At 66.6% G+C, this 15,692-nt stretch carries 17 protein-coding genes; 10 read left to right on the top strand and 7 right to left on the bottom strand.

Translation table 11 applies throughout. The annotated features are described in order from the left end of the window. The first annotated feature begins 349 nt into the window (after positions 1-349). The 5 genes from glyA (at position 350) to VFW04_10350 (ending at position 5,231) form a co-directional block, all read left to right on the top strand. Positions 350-1,612: a serine hydroxymethyltransferase gene (gene glyA / locus VFW04_10330; protein HEX5179717.1), complete on the top strand. Its 1,263-nt coding sequence runs from the start codon at positions 350-352 to the stop codon at positions 1,610-1,612. 117 nt (positions 1,613-1,729) lie between these two features. Then, positions 1,730-2,086 carry a Minf_1886 family protein gene (locus tag VFW04_10335; protein HEX5179718.1) on the top strand — a complete coding sequence of 119 codons (357 nt, stop codon included), beginning with the start codon at positions 1,730-1,732 and terminating at the stop codon, positions 2,084-2,086. Between the two features lie 75 nt (positions 2,087-2,161). Continuing rightward, on the top strand, positions 2,162-2,356 hold the full coding sequence (locus VFW04_10340) for a hypothetical protein (protein ID HEX5179719.1): 195 nt from the start codon (positions 2,162-2,164) through the stop codon (positions 2,354-2,356). Between the two features lie 51 nt (positions 2,357-2,407). Then, positions 2,408-3,973 (top strand): NAD(P)H-hydrate dehydratase, encoded by a 1,566-nt coding sequence (locus tag VFW04_10345; protein ID HEX5179720.1) that lies wholly within the window; start codon positions 2,408-2,410, stop codon positions 3,971-3,973. 70 nt (positions 3,974-4,043) lie between these two features. Then, positions 4,044-5,231 (top strand): DUF2911 domain-containing protein, encoded by a 1,188-nt coding sequence (locus tag VFW04_10350; protein ID HEX5179721.1) that lies wholly within the window; start codon positions 4,044-4,046, stop codon positions 5,229-5,231. Positions 5,232-5,379: 148 nt separating this feature from the next. Here VFW04_10350 and VFW04_10355 read toward each other — a convergent pair whose 3' ends face one another. Together VFW04_10355 and VFW04_10360 are read right to left on the bottom strand one after the other, a co-directional pair. Then, positions 5,380-5,931, bottom strand: a complete 552-nt coding sequence (locus VFW04_10355; GenBank protein ID HEX5179722.1) for a TQO small subunit DoxD — start codon at positions 5,929-5,931, stop codon at positions 5,380-5,382. Between the two features lie 34 nt (positions 5,932-5,965). Continuing rightward, positions 5,966-6,643: a TIGR04283 family arsenosugar biosynthesis glycosyltransferase gene (locus tag VFW04_10360; protein ID HEX5179723.1), complete on the bottom strand. Its 678-nt coding sequence runs from the start codon at positions 6,641-6,643 to the stop codon at positions 5,966-5,968. Between the two features lie 103 nt (positions 6,644-6,746). Between VFW04_10360 and VFW04_10365 the strand changes: the two genes are divergently transcribed. Next, positions 6,747-7,898, top strand: a complete 1,152-nt coding sequence (locus VFW04_10365) for an acyl-CoA dehydrogenase family protein (protein ID HEX5179724.1) — start codon at positions 6,747-6,749, stop codon at positions 7,896-7,898. 51 nt (positions 7,899-7,949) lie between these two features. Further along, positions 7,950-8,807, top strand: coding sequence for a PhnD/SsuA/transferrin family substrate-binding protein (locus VFW04_10370; GenBank protein HEX5179725.1), 858 nt, complete (start codon positions 7,950-7,952; stop codon positions 8,805-8,807). On the opposite strand, the gene VFW04_10375 is transcribed toward VFW04_10370, so the two are convergent. Then, the gene (locus tag VFW04_10375; protein ID HEX5179726.1) at positions 8,804-9,850 is read right to left on the bottom strand and encodes a radical SAM protein; all 1,047 of its coding nucleotides are present in this window, start codon (positions 9,848-9,850) and stop codon (positions 8,804-8,806) included. The two genes, VFW04_10370 and VFW04_10375, sit on opposite strands and share 4 nt — an antisense overlap. A 73-nt stretch (positions 9,851-9,923) precedes the next feature. On the opposite strand from VFW04_10375, the gene VFW04_10380 reads away from it, so the two are divergent. Continuing rightward, positions 9,924-10,610, top strand: a complete 687-nt coding sequence (locus tag VFW04_10380; protein HEX5179727.1) for a TIGR04282 family arsenosugar biosynthesis glycosyltransferase — start codon at positions 9,924-9,926, stop codon at positions 10,608-10,610. 260 nt (positions 10,611-10,870) lie between these two features. Here VFW04_10380 and VFW04_10385 read toward each other — a convergent pair whose 3' ends face one another. The 4 genes from VFW04_10385 to VFW04_10400 form a co-directional block, all read right to left on the bottom strand. Next, positions 10,871-11,236 (bottom strand): hypothetical protein, encoded by a 366-nt coding sequence (locus VFW04_10385; GenBank protein ID HEX5179728.1) that lies wholly within the window; start codon positions 11,234-11,236, stop codon positions 10,871-10,873. A 183-nt stretch (positions 11,237-11,419) separates the two neighbouring features. Further along, positions 11,420-11,893: a MarR family transcriptional regulator gene (locus VFW04_10390; GenBank protein HEX5179729.1), complete on the bottom strand. Its 474-nt coding sequence runs from the start codon at positions 11,891-11,893 to the stop codon at positions 11,420-11,422. A 227-nt stretch (positions 11,894-12,120) separates the two neighbouring features. After that, on the bottom strand, positions 12,121-12,300 hold the full coding sequence (locus VFW04_10395) for a hypothetical protein (GenBank protein HEX5179730.1): 180 nt from the start codon (positions 12,298-12,300) through the stop codon (positions 12,121-12,123). Between the two features lie 76 nt (positions 12,301-12,376). Further along, positions 12,377-13,666, bottom strand: a complete 1,290-nt coding sequence (locus tag VFW04_10400) for a Xaa-Pro peptidase family protein (GenBank protein HEX5179731.1) — start codon at positions 13,664-13,666, stop codon at positions 12,377-12,379. Between the two features lie 87 nt (positions 13,667-13,753). Between VFW04_10400 and VFW04_10405 the strand changes: the two genes are divergently transcribed. Together VFW04_10405 and VFW04_10410 are read left to right on the top strand one after the other, a co-directional pair. Further along, a complete protein-coding gene (locus VFW04_10405) occupies positions 13,754-15,508 on the top strand; it encodes a thiamine pyrophosphate-dependent enzyme (GenBank protein ID HEX5179732.1) in 1,755 nt (584 codons plus the stop codon). After that, a partial coding sequence (locus tag VFW04_10410) for a hypothetical protein (GenBank protein HEX5179733.1) occupies positions 15,509-15,692 on the top strand: 184 nt, incomplete at its 3' end. It lies immediately after the preceding gene.

The raw sequence follows: 15,692 nt of genomic DNA on the forward strand, positions 1-15,692 counted from the left end.
AAGGCGGGCAGATCGGACGGGAGCGGACACGGCCGGATCTTCGAAGGCGGACAGATCGGAGGGGAGCGGACACGGCCGGACTTCCGGGCAAGCTTCATCTTGGCAAAGTTGTTGGAACGGATCTGCCTGCGTTTTGCAGGTATTGTGTTAGGTCATCGATCGTTCGTGTTTTGCGAAGAGTCAACAAAAAAAAGATCCGGCCGTGTCCGGCTTTGTCCGGCTTGTCCGCCTTTGGCTTTGTCCGGCTTGTCCGCCTTTGGCTTTGTCCGGTTTTGTCCGCCTTTAGCTTTGTCCGTCTTCAGTCCGCCCTACAATGCCAGACTGGTCTAACTGGACAACCACGAGGCCCATGTCCGCGCTCCGCCTGTCGGATCCGGACATTGCGCGCGCCATCGACGATGAGACGCGGCGGCAGGGCGAGGGATTGGAGCTCATCGCCAGCGAGAATTTTGTATCGCCGGCGGTCATGGAGGCGATGGGGTCCCCGCTCACGAACAAATACGCCGAGGGCTACCCCGGGAAACGCTACTACGGCGGCTGCGAGTTCGTCGACGTCGCCGAACAACTGGCCATCGATCGCGCGAAGATGCTCTTCCACGCCGAGCACGCGAACGTGCAGCCGCACTCGGGCGCGCAGGCGAACATGGCCGTCTTCTTCGCCTTCGTGAAACCGGGCGACACCGTGTTAGGCATGGGATTGTCTAACGGAGGCCATCTCACGCACGGGTCGCCGGTCAACTTCTCGGGATTCCTGTATCACGCCGTCGCGTACGGCGTCCGCGAGGACACCGGCCGCCTCGACATGGACCAGGTGCGCGACCTCGCGCGGCAGCACCGGCCGAAGATGCTCATCGCCGGATTCAGCGCGTATTCGCGCACGCTCGATTTCGAGGCGTTCGCCGACATCGCCCGCGAGGCCGACGCCAAACTCATGGTCGACATGGCGCACGTCGCGGGACTCGTCGCCGCGGGCATCTCGCCGTCGCCGGTGCCATACGCGGACGCGGTCACCACCACCACGCACAAGACGCTGCGCGGTCCGCGCGGCGGATTGATTCTGTGCAAGCAGCAGTACGCGGCGACCATCAACAAGCAGGTCTTTCCCGGTATGCAAGGCGGTCCGCTCATGCACGTCATCGCCGCCAAGGCGGTCTCGCTCCTCGAGGCGTTGCAGCCATCGTTCGTGACATACGCGCGGCAGGTCGTGGCGAATGCGCGCGAATTGGCCGCGGCGTTGATGCATCGCGGCTACGCCATCGTGTCGGGCGGCACGGACAACCATCTCATGCTGGTCGACCTGCGCGCGCGCGGCCTCACCGGTAAGGCGGCGGAAGCCGCACTCGGCGCTGCCGACATCACAGTCAACAAAAACACCGTGCCCGGCGAGACGCAGTCGCCGTTCGTCACCAGCGGCATCCGCATCGGCACGTCGGCCGTCACCACGCGCGGCATGAAAGAAACGGACATGCGTCGCATTGCAGAGCTCATCGATCGCGTGCTCACGAATGCAGCTGACGACGCCGTGATTCGCGAGGTCCGCCGCGATGTCCATGAGCTCACGTCGGGGTTCCCGTTGTACACACCGGCCGTAGAGGCCGCCGAACGGTTGTAATTCCGCTCGCCGCGTCGCATCTTTGGCCCTGAGCCCGCTGGCGGCGTCTGCCGCAAGCGGCGACGCTCTCTCGAAGAAGGGTCGCTCACTTTGCCGCTTTGTTTTCAGGATGGCATTATGGATCGCCTCCGGGCGCGTGACGCGCGCTATCGGGAGGATGCCTACCTGTTCGTGCTTGGTGCGCTCGAGTACTGCCAAACGCGGCTCGACGAGCGCCGCCACATCACCGGGCGCGAGTTGGCGATGGCGTGCCGTGATCTTGCCCTCGAGCATTTCGGCGTGATGGCCCGTCTCGTGCTCGAACACTGGGGCGTCCGCTCGTCCGCCGATATCGGTGAGGTTGTCTTCAATCTCGTCGACGAAGGATTGCTCATCAGCCAACCCACCGACACGCGCGATGAGTTCGCCGGCGTGTTCGATTTCGACCAGGCGTTCGAACGAGAATATCCGTGGAGCGTGCTGCAAACCGGTTGACCGTGTACCGGGCCGTGCGCTGGGCGCTCGGCACTCGTTGTCGGAAGGGCGTTGAGCGGGAGGAGGTGAGGCTACATGGATGTCAACGAGCTTCCAGCGTGCCGCAAATGCGGCAAGGGCACGATGCTCCCGCTGAGCGACTACGGCCGCGACGGAGCGCCCATCACGTTCAAAGCCTGGGTGTGCAACAACCCCGAATGCGGATTCAACATCCGCATCGACAACGGGGAGATCAGTTTCGGGCGCACCATCGGGCAATCGCACAAGTGAGAGGGAGCGTGAGCGCACGGTAGCGCGGTGGGCGACGCGGGTCGCCCACATGTGCACGGTGCGTGGCTCATCCCGGCGCTGTCGCTCGAGATCTCGATCACCAATGCGCGTGAGTCCGCCGCGCGTGACGCGGCGGCGATCGCGCAGGGGGTGCCATCGCGCGCGCTGATGCAGGGCGCCGGGGCGGCGGCGGCGGGGGAAATCGCGCGGCGGTTCGGCGACGCGCTCGCGCACGGCGTGGTCGTGCACGCCGGCCCCGGCAACAACGGAGGCGACGGGTGGGTGGTTGCGCGCTGCCTCGCCGCGTGCGGCGTGCAGGTGCACGTCGCGGCGGCGGTGGAGCCGGCGACCGACGATGCCCGGGCCGAGCGCGCGCTCGCGCAGCCGGTGGTGGACGCGGCGCGCCCGCCTAACGCGCGAGTGGTCGTCGACGCGCTGCTCGGCACCGGCGCCGGCGGCGCGCCGCGGGGCGCGATCGCCGACGCCGTTCGCGACATCGCCGCGGCGCGTGCCGCGGGTGCATCGGTGGTCGCGCTCGACCTGCCGACCGGCGTGCACGCCGACGCGGGGCACGCCCAAGGCGCCGTGCGCGCGGACCTCACGCTCACGTTCGGCACGATGAAGCGCGGACTGCTCATCGCGCGAGGCAACGCGGGGCGGATCGTGCTGCTCGACATCGGGCTGCCGCGCGGCGACGCCGGCACGCCGACGCTCGTGACGCCGGCGTGGGTCGCTCGCACCGTTCCGCCGATTCCCGCCGACGCGCACAAGGGCGTGCGGCGCAAACTGGTCATCGTGGGCGGTCAGTTAGGCATGGCGGGCGCCGCGATCTTCGCCGCGCGGGCGGCGATGCGCTCGGGCATCGGCATGGTGCGCGTCGTGGTGGCGCGCGAGTGCGTGCCGATCGTGCAGGCCGCGGCGCCGCACGCGATCGCGCGCGCGTGGCCGGGCGAGCAGCCCGAGGATGTGGACGACGCGATCAATCGTTGGGCGGACGGCGTGCTGATCGGGCCGGGCCTCGGCGACTCGCCGCAGAGCCGCGCGCTGGTGGAGCGGGTGCTCCGCGCGTGGCGCGGTCCGGTGGTCGTCGACGCCGACGGGCTCAACGTGTTCAAGGGCGAGGCGTCCACGTTAGGCGCGCTGCTGGCCGGGCGGCCGGCGCTGCTCACGCCGCACGCGATGGAGCTCGCCCGGCTCTCCGGCGCCGATCCGCAGCAGGTCCTGGCCCGGCGCTTCGAGATCGGCGGCGAGCTGGCGCGTGTGGCGCACGCGGCCGTGCTGCTCAAGGGCGTGCCGACCGTCGTCGCCGACGAGAGCGCCCGGCGTCTGGTGAGCGCCGCGGGAACGCCGGCGCTCGCCGCGGCCGGGAGCGGCGACCTGCTGGCCGGCATCGCAGCCACGCTCCTCACGCAGTTAGGCGATGGGCTTGGCGCCGGCGCGGCTGCCGCGTGGGTGCACGGCCGCGCCGCCGAGCTCGCATCGGCCGGCCGCGGCCCGCGCGGCGTCACGCTCGACGATGTCGAGCGCGCCATCGGCGCCGTCTGGCCCGACCTCGGCGACACGCCTGCCGCGTGCTACCCCGTGCTCTGCGAGCTCCCGGCCATCGCCGACTCGTAGACAACGCGTCGCCTCGGGCGCATCCTGATATGATGTGTGTCGAATCCTTCAACCCTCAACGACATCCGCCATGCGTCCATTCCTCGTCAGCGTTCCGTTGTTCGTCGCACTGGCCGTTCGCCCAACGCCGCCCGCCAACGAGCACGCCAGTTTCGTCACCACGCTCGGCCGCGACACCGTCGTCGTCGAGAGCTTCACCCGCACACCGACGCGGCTCGATGGCGACATGGTGGTTCGCGTCCCGGGAACGGTGCTCTGCCACTACGAGCTCGATCTCGGCAGTTCCGGCAACGTCACGCGGTCCATCGTCGACGTGAAACCGCTCAGCGCCCCGAACGTCGCGCCGCGGCACGTCACGCTCGACTACGTCGGCGACTCGATCCGCGTCGACATCGACTCGTCCGGCGTGCACTCGAGCTTCGTCCGCGCCGTCCCGCCGAACGCCTATCCGCAATTCATGACGGGATTCGGATCCTCGTACGGCCTCTACTCGTCGCTCGGCGTATACGAGGTGCTCCTGTCTCGGTTAGGCCCGAAGTTCGACTCGGTCACCATCCCATCCATCGACATGCAGTCCGGCCGCACGGTCAAGCGCGATTTCGTCCAGCGCTCGCCGACGAAAGTCGACGCCGACTATTTCCGCATCGCGTGGACGCATCTCACGCTCGGCGACTCCGGGCAGATCGTCAGCGCCGATGCGAACGAAACGACCGAAAAGACACAGACGCACCGCACCGCGTACCTGGATCCCAAGCACGTGGCCAAGCAGTTCGAGTCCGAGGATAAATCGGGGAAGGGCATCGGCGTCGCGTCGCCCAGTGTCACCGAGAAGGCGACGCTCGGCGGAAAGCTCGTCGTCGTGCTGTACAGCAGTCCGCGCAGACGCAATCGCACCATCCTCGGCAACGTCGTGCCCTACGGCCAGGTGTGGCGCACCGGCGCGAATCAGGCGACGGTGCTCGTCACCGACGATGCGTTCCAGTTAGGCGACGCGTCGATTCCCGGCGGCAGCTACAGCCTGTGGACGGTTCCGAAGAAGGACGGCAGCGTCGACTTGATCGTCAACGGCCAGTACGGTCAATGGGGCACGAACTACGATTCGACGCGGAACGTCGCGCGCGTGCCCATGAAGGTCGCCTCGGCATCGTCGCCCCAAGACAACTTCAGCATCACCATCGCCCCGACGAACGGCAACAGCGGCGAGATGAAGATTGCGTGGGACACGTTCATTTGGACGATCCCGATCACCATGAAATAGCGCGCACGCAAACGCGAGTGAGCGCCTCGTCGCTGCGGTCGCCGGCCGCTATCTCATCGAGCGTGAGCTCGATGCGGCCCGCATGGCCACGGGCGATCTGGCCGCCCTCACGGGTCGATGCCGCGAGGGACTGTTTCGATCAGCAGGCTCACCACGTTGCCAGTCGCAACACCTGGGTCAGGAGCGTGCGTCGCGACGGAGCGCCAAGCTTGAGCGCGAGCCGACGATCAACGCTGAATCGGCGATTCGACGGCGTGACGAGCACGAAAAGATTCGCGGCGAGCAGGACGATGTATACCCACGGACCCTCAGGCGTAGCGCCTTGCGCGATCAGCAGGTTCACCGCCTGAAGCACGCCGAGGAGAGCGCCGGCTCGCGTCAATGCGCCTAACACGAGCGACGTTCCGATCGCGACCTCCATGATCGCGACGAGCCAGCCAAATAGATGGAAGTGCGGGACAACCACGTGCTGCAGAAAGGCTCCATAGAGAGCGACCGTTGGATACCGGATGCTCTGCTGGAACGCGTACATGAGGCCGCGTGGGTCGTGCAGGCCGAAGTCAGGCGGGAGCTTCCAGTGCTGCTCGTACAGCCAGTACAAGCCTAACGCGATGCGCACGGCGGCGAACAGTGCGGCGTGCCGGACCGCGCGAGGGTGGTCGGTCCCCTGGGCGCTGTCGCGAGGCTGTTGGGCCATCATACGGTGCTCTGTTCCGCGAGTCCAACCGGTGACGCTACCGCTCGGGCTTGTACCACCGGTTCATTGCGTGCCCTGACACTCCGAGGCTGTGCAAGAGCGTCATGATCCAAACGGTGCCGATCGTCCTCACCCATCCATTCCGCCGGTGCCGCCGAGCAGACGTAACAACGGCTTCGTCGAGCAGCACGAGTCGACCGTGATGTCGAAGCCGGTCGAGAATCTCCTTGTCTTCCATCACGTTCCAATCCTTGAAGCCGCCCGCACGCGCAAACACCTCACGGCGTACGAACAGAGCTTGGTCGCCAAAAAACGTGTTGGAAAGCGAAGACCGAAAGTTCACGTGGCGTGCGACTAGCGCCGCCAGCCGTCCCGGATGATCGAAGCGCAAGCGAAAAGCGCCGCCAATCACGTGCACATCTTGCAGCGCATCCGCGATGGCCGCCGCTGCTCCAATCGGGACCATCGTGTCGGCGTGCAGGAAGAGGAGCACGTCGCCTGTGGCGATTGCGGCTGCATGATTGAGGGCGGCGCCGCGAGTCATGGACAGCGCGAGTACGGTGGCGTACGGTCGCGCGAGGTCCGCCGTATGGTCCGCGCTGCACCCGTCCGCCACGATCAGCTCGTGGGGAGTCAGTGCCTCGACGGCACGGCACAGTGTCTGCGCGATCACCGCTTCTTCATTGAGCGTTGGGACGATGACCGACAGCTTCACGGATGACTCGGGTAGCGTATTTGACGCCCGAGGTGCGAGGCTGAATATTCGGCCACCGATCGCATCCGATAGCGCAACGTCGTCCGCCGGCCAGGAAGTGCCTATGAATGTGGAGAGCGCGGCAAGTGCCGCAAGTGCCATCGCGCGAACGGTGTTGGCGCCGTCCGCAGCCGACAGCGACAAGCAGGGGCGGTTTTCGATCGAAGCCGTTGAGGAGCTCGGCCGTGCTGGATTGCTCGGCTTGATGCTGCCCGTCGATGTCGGCGGATCGTCGCTTGGCCCGCGTGCGTTCGCCGGCGTCGTCGCGGCGCTCGCGGAGGTGGACGCCTCGGTCGCAATGGTGTTTCTGATGCACACGCTTGCGTCGGTGACGATCGCTGCTGCGCCGCGGACCGCCGCGCTCGAAGAAGTGTTGCGGGCAATGGCCGGCGGCCGACACCTGTCGACGCTCGCCTTCAGCGAAACAGGTTCACGCAGCCACTTCTGGGCGCCGATCTCCCGAGCCGAGTCGCTCGACGGAGGCGGCGCCCGCCTGTCCGCGCGCAAGTCATTCGTGACCAGCGCCGGTCATGCCCAGAGCTACGTCACCTCGGCGCTGTCACACACGGGCTCCGGCCTAACCGATTCGACGCTCTACCTGGTGCTGGCGGGATCCGAAGGGGTGACCGTGGCGGGCGCGTGGGACGGTCTGGGCTTGCGCGCCAACGCGTCCTCGCCGATGGTCCTCGAGCGCTGCGTCGTGCCGGCCGACAGACGCCTAACGGCAGAGGGCGGCGGCTTTCAGACGATGCTCGACGTCGTCCTGCCGCTGTTCAACCTGGGACAGGCCGCCGTCTCGCTCGGGTTGTGCCGCGCCGCCGTGGCGGCTACGATTGCGCACCTCAAGAGCGCGAGATTCGAGCACCTTGGTTCGACGTCGCTCGGCGAAGCGCTTCCGACTCTGCGCGCGCAGCTCGCCACGATGCAGATCGAAACCGACGGACTCCTGGCTCGGCTCGACGACGCGATCGGCCACCTGGAGCAGCCGGGAGAATTGACGATGCTGCGGGTACTCGAGGTGAAAGCCGCAGCGGGCGAGACCGCGATCGCGGTGACATCGCTCGCGATGCGTGCGTGCGGCGGCGCGGCGTTCTCGCGTCACACCGGCATCGAGCGGTTTTTCCGCGACGCCCATGCGGGCGCCGTGATGGCGCCGACGAACGACGTCCTGCGCGAATTCATCGGCAGGGCGCTGTTAGGCTTGCCATTGTTCTAGCCGGGCATCGCAGGGCGACACGCTCTGCGCAACGTTGGAAAGGAGCTGCGCGTGACCCTTCGAACCATCTGGCTGGGCGCAGTGGCGTACGATCCCAAGGTCGTTCCCATCTGGGAAGGCATGCGCCGGTATTTTCGCGACGAAGCGCGGCTCGATGTCGAAGTCGTACTCTTTCAGACCTACGAGGCGCAGGTCCGGGCGCTGCTCGCCCAACGCGCCGACGCCGGCCCGCGGATCGACATCGCCTGGAACACGAATCTGGCGTACCTCCAGGCGCGCGAGTGGAGCGCACATGCGTGCCGGCCTCTCGCCATGCGCAACACCGATCTCGGCTGGGCCACACTGATCATCGCGCCGGCGGGCGGCGCCGTGGCATCGGTCGCCGACCTCCGCGGGCGCACGCTCGCGTTAGGCAGCCGCGACAGCGGCCACGCCGCGATCCTGCCGGTCCACTTTCTCGCCGAGCAGCACCTCGAGGAGGGACGCGACTACCGAACCCTGCGCCTCAATACCGACCTCGGCAAGCACGGCGATACGGGGACCAGCGAAGTCGATGTGCTCCGAGCCGTCCTCGACGGACGCGCCGATGCTGGTGCGGTCGGCAGTCCATTCTGGGCTGCCGCTCAGGACCAGCGGATCGCCCCGGTTGGCGCGCTTGGAGTCGTGTGGTCTTCGCCGCCGTATTCGCATTGCATGTTCACCGCTCGCGCCGGGCTCGAGCCCGAGCTTGGGCGAGGGTTCACCGAAGCGCTGCTGAAAATGAACATCGATAATCCGTTGCACAGGCCAACGCTGGAGGCCGAGGGGTTGCAACGCTGGATTGCCGCTGATGTGGACGGGTACGCCGCACTCGAGGAGGCGTGCCGAGCGCAAGGCTTCTTCATTCAACCGGCCGTTCAGTCGGCCTAAGCGCAGTGGAACACGGTGGCGAGGCGATCACGATGCGCGCCTTCACGGGCCGCGTGCTCGCGAACGGCGTCGAAGGCGCTGGCCAGCGGAAGGATGTCGCGCGTGACGAGCAGATCGTCGTCGTCGGCTCCGACTGGATGCCAATAGACGCCCTCGGCGGTGATCGTGATCTCCGGTACCAGGTCGGCGCGTGACAACGCGAGGCCGCTCGCCGCGGCACCTCTCAGCGCGACCCGCCGGATCACGCGATCCTCCGCAGCGATCTGTCGAGCATCGAGAAAGGTCGTGAAACGCGCTTCGTCCTCGTCGGTCGCCACGGTTGCCGCCAGACGGACGCGAAATCCCTGGGCGCGCGCCACCTCTATGCCGTCGACCGCGCGCTGCCAAGCACCGTTGCCGCGATGCGCGTCGTGCAGAACGGGATCGGGACTGTCGAGGCTGATCTGCAGCGTCACGCGCTCCCGCGGAAGGCGGTTGAGAGCGGCCAGTCGCGCCCCTCGAAATAGCATGGCGTTGGTAAGCAGTGTGACCGGCGCTGCTTCGGCCAGCGCTATGACAACGTCGTCGATATCGTCCAGCAGAAACGGCTCACCGCCGGTCACGAAGAGCTCGCGCACGCCGAGTGGCGGCGCTTCGCGCGCGATACGACGAACGCGATCGAGGCCGAGCTCGCGCCGCCGCGCCGTGGGCGACGAACGCACGCAGCAGTAGTCGCAATGGAGGTTGCAGTGAAAGTTGACGTAGAGCCACAAGCGTTCGCCGAGTGGTCGCGCGTCGCCACCGTCGGCGGTCGCGGCGCCGTGACGAATGACCCACCGCGTGCCGTCGGCATTGGTGGTTCGTGAGACGATCGAGTGTCCCGTTAGGCGAGACCAGGCGTCGAGATCGGAATCGACGGCGGCGGCGTCGCGGCCGGTGAGCGCAATGAGATCGCCGGCCGCAGTTCGTCTGAGCGCCGAGAGCAGATCCAGCAGCAAACCGGACCGAAACGTGCGATCGGCGACATCCAGTTCGACGCGTGCGGTAAGTTCGGTGTTGGGCATGGCAGCGTAATGTGCGTGTACGATGATAGTTCCGATGACCACTGTAGCGGTCTTCCGCGGCACGGGAAATCGAGTGACTACACTCGCCGATCACGACCGAGTGCTGGCGATCATGGCCAAGGCGCCGCGCGCCGGTTACGTCAAGACACGGCTTGGCTCGGTGTACCGTTCCGCGCACGTCGTCGAATTGTATCGGGCGTTCATCGAGGATACGATCGCTCTCGCTCGCACGGTCGGCGCCAGCACTGTGGTCGTTTGTCCAATCGGCGATGCCGAAGAGATCATTGCTTGGCTGCCGCCCGACGTGCGCGTAGCGCCGCAGCGCGGGCGGGGACTCGCCGACGGCTTGACGTCAGCCTTCGAGCTCCTCTGCCAGCCGCGGCGCCGTGTCATCGCCCTCAATGGCGACAGTCCGCATCTCCCGCCCAACGTACTGGAGGCGGCCTTCGCAGCGCTCGCCACGCATGACTTGGTATTTGGACCGTGCGACGACGGAGGCTATTACCTGGTAGGTGCCACCCGGACTCATGCCGGGCTGTTCGATCCGGAGGCGATGGGCACCGCATCGGCCCTCGACGTTCTCATCGCGCGAGCAGGACGACTCGGTCTGTCGTCAACCGTCACCGCGGAGCACTATGACGTGGATGTTCCTGCAGATCTCGCCCGTCTCGGCCGAGAGCTATTGGCGCGTCCGGAGCGCGCGCCGCGCACCGCCGCGCTGCTCGCGGAGTGGTCAACGGGCGAGCATCATAGGTATTAACCAGAGGGACAACGCACGCTCATGGCCCAGCGGGCGAGAGCGGATCTCGATCCCGCTCCGAACCAGAAGGGAGAGAAAGAGGAAGTCGAAGAAATGCGTTAGGCGGACGCCGATTGAAAACTCGAGGCTCACGGGCGTCTCCCGTCTCCGCGCAGCGCAGCGACCGCGGCTCTGCATCTCACTCGATGCAGAGCCGCTCCCGCGCGCGTCCTGAATTCAATGGCTGACTTAATCCTACTCGCGCGCACACGCCCGAGCGCCTACCGGTGATCGTGGTCGGAGTGGTCGGTGTGGTGCTGTCCATCCGACGGTGGCAAGGTCTGGGAATGAGCAGCTTTCCCCCGCGCATAGCGGTTCTCGAGATCCTGGCTCTCGAATGACTGCCGCTCGGCTCGTTGATCCGACGACTCACCAGAGCGTGGATACTCGTTCTCTTGGTTGTGCCGCGTGACCATATCCGCGCGCTCGTGGTTGTACGCCCGGTCGAGCGGTCCCGAGTCCCACTGCACGTTCACGCCGGAGTAGCCCGGATCGGGTTGGTTCCTTGCCCCTCTTCCGGAGGCGCACGCGGCGAGCATGACGAACGTGAACACGGTGACGATCTGTACAGGGCGGCTGACGCGCATTGGACCCTCCCGGGCCGGGAGTGAGGTGCCATGCGCTACGCGGTGTGTCCGTGATAGGGCCAGCACCAGCACCACGCCTTCAATGTATTGTACACAATCAAATAAGTCAATGCATAATTGTGTATCATTCCATACTGTGTTACCGATGTCGGCGGTTGTCGCGTCCGGGCGACTGACCGCAGGCTACGCCTTGGGTGACAACGCGTGCTCGGAATGCTGGGCCAGGGACGTGGTTAGTTTCGCCAGGAGCGTTTGCAGCCGCCGCCCATCGGCGGCCGAAATGCCCATCAACGACGCCATCTCCCTCGGGGCCTTCTCCGCAGTGCGTGCCAGCGCGCGCCCTCGCGTGGTGGGCGTGATTTCCACGGTGCGCTCGTCGTCGCGGCGCCGCTGGCGGGTAACCAGGCCCGACGCTTCAAGGCGCTTGAGCAGCGGCGACAGCGTACCCGAGTCCAGGTCGAGGCTGTCTCCCAGCGCCTTCACCGTTCGCGGTGCAGACTCCCAGAGCGCCACCATTACCAGGTATTGCGGGTACGTCAGCCCGACCTTGTCGAGGAAGGGCCGATAGGCGCGGGCGATCGCGCGCGCCGCGGCATAGATATCGAAGCAGAGCTCATCACTCCACGTGGCCACACCGGGCCCATGCAATTGGCTCACAGATCCTCGTTCGCGATGGGGTGCTTCCGCGTCCGCAGGCCCGCGCTCTCGTACTGCGCCCGGCGATTTCCCGCCGATGGACCACATGACACAATTTAATTACGTCATGTTATTTAAACAATGCGTGATGTTGTGCACCGTAGAATTGTGCACACTCGACGGGGAGCTCGGGCGATTCCGGGATCTGCCACGGCCATCCGGGTCGCGTGCGGCGAGTGCACGGTCGCTCAACCGTCGCGGGCCGCCCCGACGTCATCCGGCGCCGGATAGCAAAGCGTCCCGTCGTCGAGAGCGCGGACGCCCGGCGTGAGCGTGGCCGGCACGACCGGGCTGCGCGCCATGATGTGGGCGACGCGGGTGCCGCCGGCCAACACGAGTCGGTGATGATCCGGCGATGACAGCGCCACCAGACCGCCAGATGCCGGTAGCCGATCCCCGCCGCAGCGAGTGCGTCCGGCAGCGTGTTTCTGTTGACGACACGCATCACACAGAGTCACCGAGCACCAGGTCGTCGAGCGTCGCCTGAAACTGCGTTAGGATGCGGGGGCCGGATGCCTCGAGCAGCACGACGTCGCAGTGCCGGATGCCGAGCACGCCGGGCACGTAGATCGCCGGCTCGATGTTGAACACCATGCCGCTCGTTAGGACGTCGTGCGACGCCGGGTGCAGTCGCGGCATGGCGTCGTGGTCGATCGCGGCGAAGCCCACGCCGTGTCCCGTCGAGTGCGTGAACTTCGTTCCGAAACCCCGCCGCTCCAGCACCCGCCGCGCCGCCCGATCGACGGTCGCGGCCTGCGCTCCGGGACGTAATGCGGCGAGCGCGGCCTGACGCGCCTCGAATATCGCGTCGAACATTGCGCGCACACGCGGCGCCGGCGGTCCCACCGAATACGTCCGCGTGATGTCGGTCCAGAACCCACCGAGGTAGGAGTTGCAGTGCACGAGCACGACGTCGCCCGGCGCGATGGTCACATCGCCCCGCGACCGGGCATAGGCGCCCGCCGCTAACGCGGCGTGCGCGCCGGCCATGCAGTACACGAATCCATCGCCGCGGGCGCAGCTCGGCGCGCGTGTAGAAAGCGCTCCTCGCAGCGACGCCGCACTGGCGGTCTCGGTGCGCCCCACGCGAACGTGCCGTCGCACACCGCGAAACATCGTTCGGGCGATCCCGCATGCCCGCGACACCGCCTGTCCTTCGCGCGGCGTTAGTACCGCGCGCAATTCGGCGAGCATGACGTCGGCCGCGACCCAGGTCGCGCGCGGCGCCACATCCATGAGCAGGGCGCCGAAGCTTGCCCCGTAGAGATGGATGGCGGCGTACGACGACTCCTGCACGGCTTCGCCTGCTTCGAACCCCACGCGAGCACTGCCTAACCGCAGTGTCCGGCACAGCTTCGCGAGGGGAGCGCGCACCGCGTCGCCCGCGCGCTGGATCGCGCGAAGCGATCCGGGCGTGAAGGTCAGCAGCGCATCCGCCCAACCCTGTTCCGCCAACAGCGCCTCGTCGACCGGCACCGCCAGCGCGATGCGGCCGTCGCGGGTGGCGATCGCGACGCTCGTGCCCACGACCGGCCAATAACCGGAGAGGAGCAGCACGTTCTTGGGGAGCGCGCATACCACCGCGTCAAGGCCGCCCTGCTGTAGCGCCTGCCTAACGCGGTCGATTCGCTCTCGGTCGGGCTCAGTGTGACGTCTGGGACGCGTCTCGTCAGTCGCGAGCCGCAACTGCGCCGCGCCTGCCGATTCGGCCGTGCTTTTCTCGGAACGATTCATGCCGAGCAATCGCACCGGTCGCGCGCCGCGTCAAGCATCGTCTCGGCGCTCTCGCTTCGGACGTTGCTTCGACAGGAGAGGCCGAGCATGACAAGCACGACAGCTGATCTGCTGGTCGAACGGCTCATCGATTGGGGGATCGACACGATCTTTGGATTCCCCGGCGATGGGATCAACGGCATCTTCGAATCGCTGCGAACGCGCCAGAGCCGGATCAGGTTCATACAGGTTCGCCACGAAGAGGCCGCCGCGTTTGCCGCGTGCGGCTACGCCAAATACACGGGTCGTCTTGGCGTGTGCCTGGCCACGTCCGGGCCGGGCGGCATCCACCTGCTGAACGGACTCTACGACGCCAAGTGCGATGGACAGCCGGTGCTGGCGATCACGGGACACACGTTCCACGACCTCATCGGCACGCATTATCAGCAGGACGTCGATCTCGACAAGTTGTTCATGGATGTGGCTGCCTACAATCAGCGCATCATGGGGCCGGCGCACGTTCATAACGTGGTGGACGAGGCGATCAAGACCGCGCTCGCCCGCCGCACGGTTGCGCACATCACGATTCCCAAAGACATCCAGGAATGGCCCGCGTCCGAGAACCATCGGTCGGGCGCGAACATTTCCGAACACAGCGCCGATCTCTTCGCGGGCGCCCACTCGGTGCCGCCCGAGGCGCTCCTGCAAAAAGCGGCCGACCTCATCAACGCCGGGTCCAAGGTCGCGATCCTCGCCGGCCGCGGTTGCCTCGGCTGTCGGGCCGAAGTCCTGGCGCTCGCAGAGGCGGTAGGCGGGCCGATCATCAAGCCGCTGCTCGGTAAGGCGACGGTGCCCGACGACAGTCCCTACACGACAGGCGGCATCGGCTTGTTGGGCACCGCGCCATCACAGGATGCGCTCGACGAGTGTGACACGTTAGTCATCGCCGGCAGCGGGTTCCCGTACATGGAGTTCTATCCCGAGCCCGGCAACGCGAAAGCGGTGCAGATCGACACTGATCCGGCGCGAATCGGGCTGCGGTATCCGGCGGACATCGGTCTGGTGGGCGACTGCGGCGACGTGCTGCGCGCCCTGCTGCCGATGTTGCATCGGAAGGCGGACCGCGGGTTTCTCGAAAAAGCGCAGTCGCGCACGAAGGACTGGCGCACGTTGATGCAGAAGCGCGGGACGCGAACCGACATGCCGATGAAACCTCAGGTGGTCACCCATGAGCTGAACAAGCTGCTCGACTCCGACGCGATTGTTTCCTCCGACAGCGGCACGATCGCGACCTGGTCGGCGCGGTACATCGACATCCGCGACCGCATGCAGTTCTCGCTCTCCGGGTCGCTGGCGACGATGGCTAACGGACTGCCGTACAGCATCGGCGCCGCCGTGGCGTTCCCGGGCCGCCAGGTAGTATGCATCGTGGGCGACGGCGGGTTCACGATGCTCATGGGTGAGGTCGCGACGCTGGTCAAGCACAAGCTGCCGGTCAAGGTGATCATCATCAAGAACAACGTGCTGGGCGAGATCAAGTGGGAGCAGATGGTGCTCGGCGCGAATCCGGAGTTCGGCGTCGAGCTCCAGCCGATCGATTTCGCCGCTCTTGCGAGGGCGTGTGGCGCGGGCGGCTTTACCATCGACAGGCCGGACCAGGCGGCGGCGGTGCTGCGCGAAGCGCTCGCCTACGACGGGCCGGCGGTGGTCGAGGCGGTCGTCGATCCTAACGAGCCGCCGTTGCCGGGCAAGATCTCGACCAAACAGGCGATGAATTTCGCAGAGGCGCTGGTGCGTGGGGAGCGCGACCGCTGGGACATCATCAAGACCGTGCTCGAGGACAAGGTGCGGGAGGTGGTATAGGTGACGCGCCGGATGGATGCGCGCATTGAGAAGCTGGACGTCACCGCCTACACGATTCCCACCGACTTCCCCGAGGCCGACGGCACGCTCAGTTGGAACTCCACGACGATAGTGGTTGTCGAGGCGACTGCGGGTGGCGTGCGCAGCATCGGCTACTCGTACGCGGATACCGCCACGGCCCGGC

The organism is Gemmatimonadaceae bacterium (genome assembly GCA_036273715.1).
Classification (GTDB): domain Bacteria; phylum Gemmatimonadota; class Gemmatimonadetes; order Gemmatimonadales; family Gemmatimonadaceae; genus JADGGM01.

What these genes read in the sequence shown, in the direction of transcription:
- VFW04_10355 (HEX5179722.1), bottom strand. Translation starts at nt 5,931, where the DNA reads ATGATGGCCCAACAGCCTCGCGACAGCGCCCAGGGGACCGACCACCCT.
- VFW04_10375 (HEX5179726.1), bottom strand. Translation starts at nt 9,850, where the DNA reads ATGCCCAACACCGAACTTACCGCACGCGTCGAACTGGATGTCGCCGAT.
- VFW04_10400 (HEX5179731.1), bottom strand. Translation starts at nt 13,666, where the DNA reads ATGAATCGTTCCGAGAAAAGCACGGCCGAATCGGCAGGCGCGGCGCAG.
- glyA (HEX5179717.1), top strand. Translation starts at nt 350, where the DNA reads ATGTCCGCGCTCCGCCTGTCGGATCCGGACATTGCGCGCGCCATCGAC.
- VFW04_10365 (HEX5179724.1), top strand. Translation starts at nt 6,747, where the DNA reads ATGAATGTGGAGAGCGCGGCAAGTGCCGCAAGTGCCATCGCGCGAACG.
- VFW04_10385 (HEX5179728.1), bottom strand. Translation starts at nt 11,236, where the DNA reads ATGCGCGTCAGCCGCCCTGTACAGATCGTCACCGTGTTCACGTTCGTC.
- VFW04_10350 (HEX5179721.1), top strand. Translation starts at nt 4,044, where the DNA reads ATGCGTCCATTCCTCGTCAGCGTTCCGTTGTTCGTCGCACTGGCCGTT.
- VFW04_10340 (HEX5179719.1), top strand. Translation starts at nt 2,162, where the DNA reads ATGGATGTCAACGAGCTTCCAGCGTGCCGCAAATGCGGCAAGGGCACG.
- VFW04_10405 (HEX5179732.1), top strand. Translation starts at nt 13,754, where the DNA reads ATGACAAGCACGACAGCTGATCTGCTGGTCGAACGGCTCATCGATTGG.
- VFW04_10335 (HEX5179718.1), top strand. Translation starts at nt 1,730, where the DNA reads ATGGATCGCCTCCGGGCGCGTGACGCGCGCTATCGGGAGGATGCCTAC.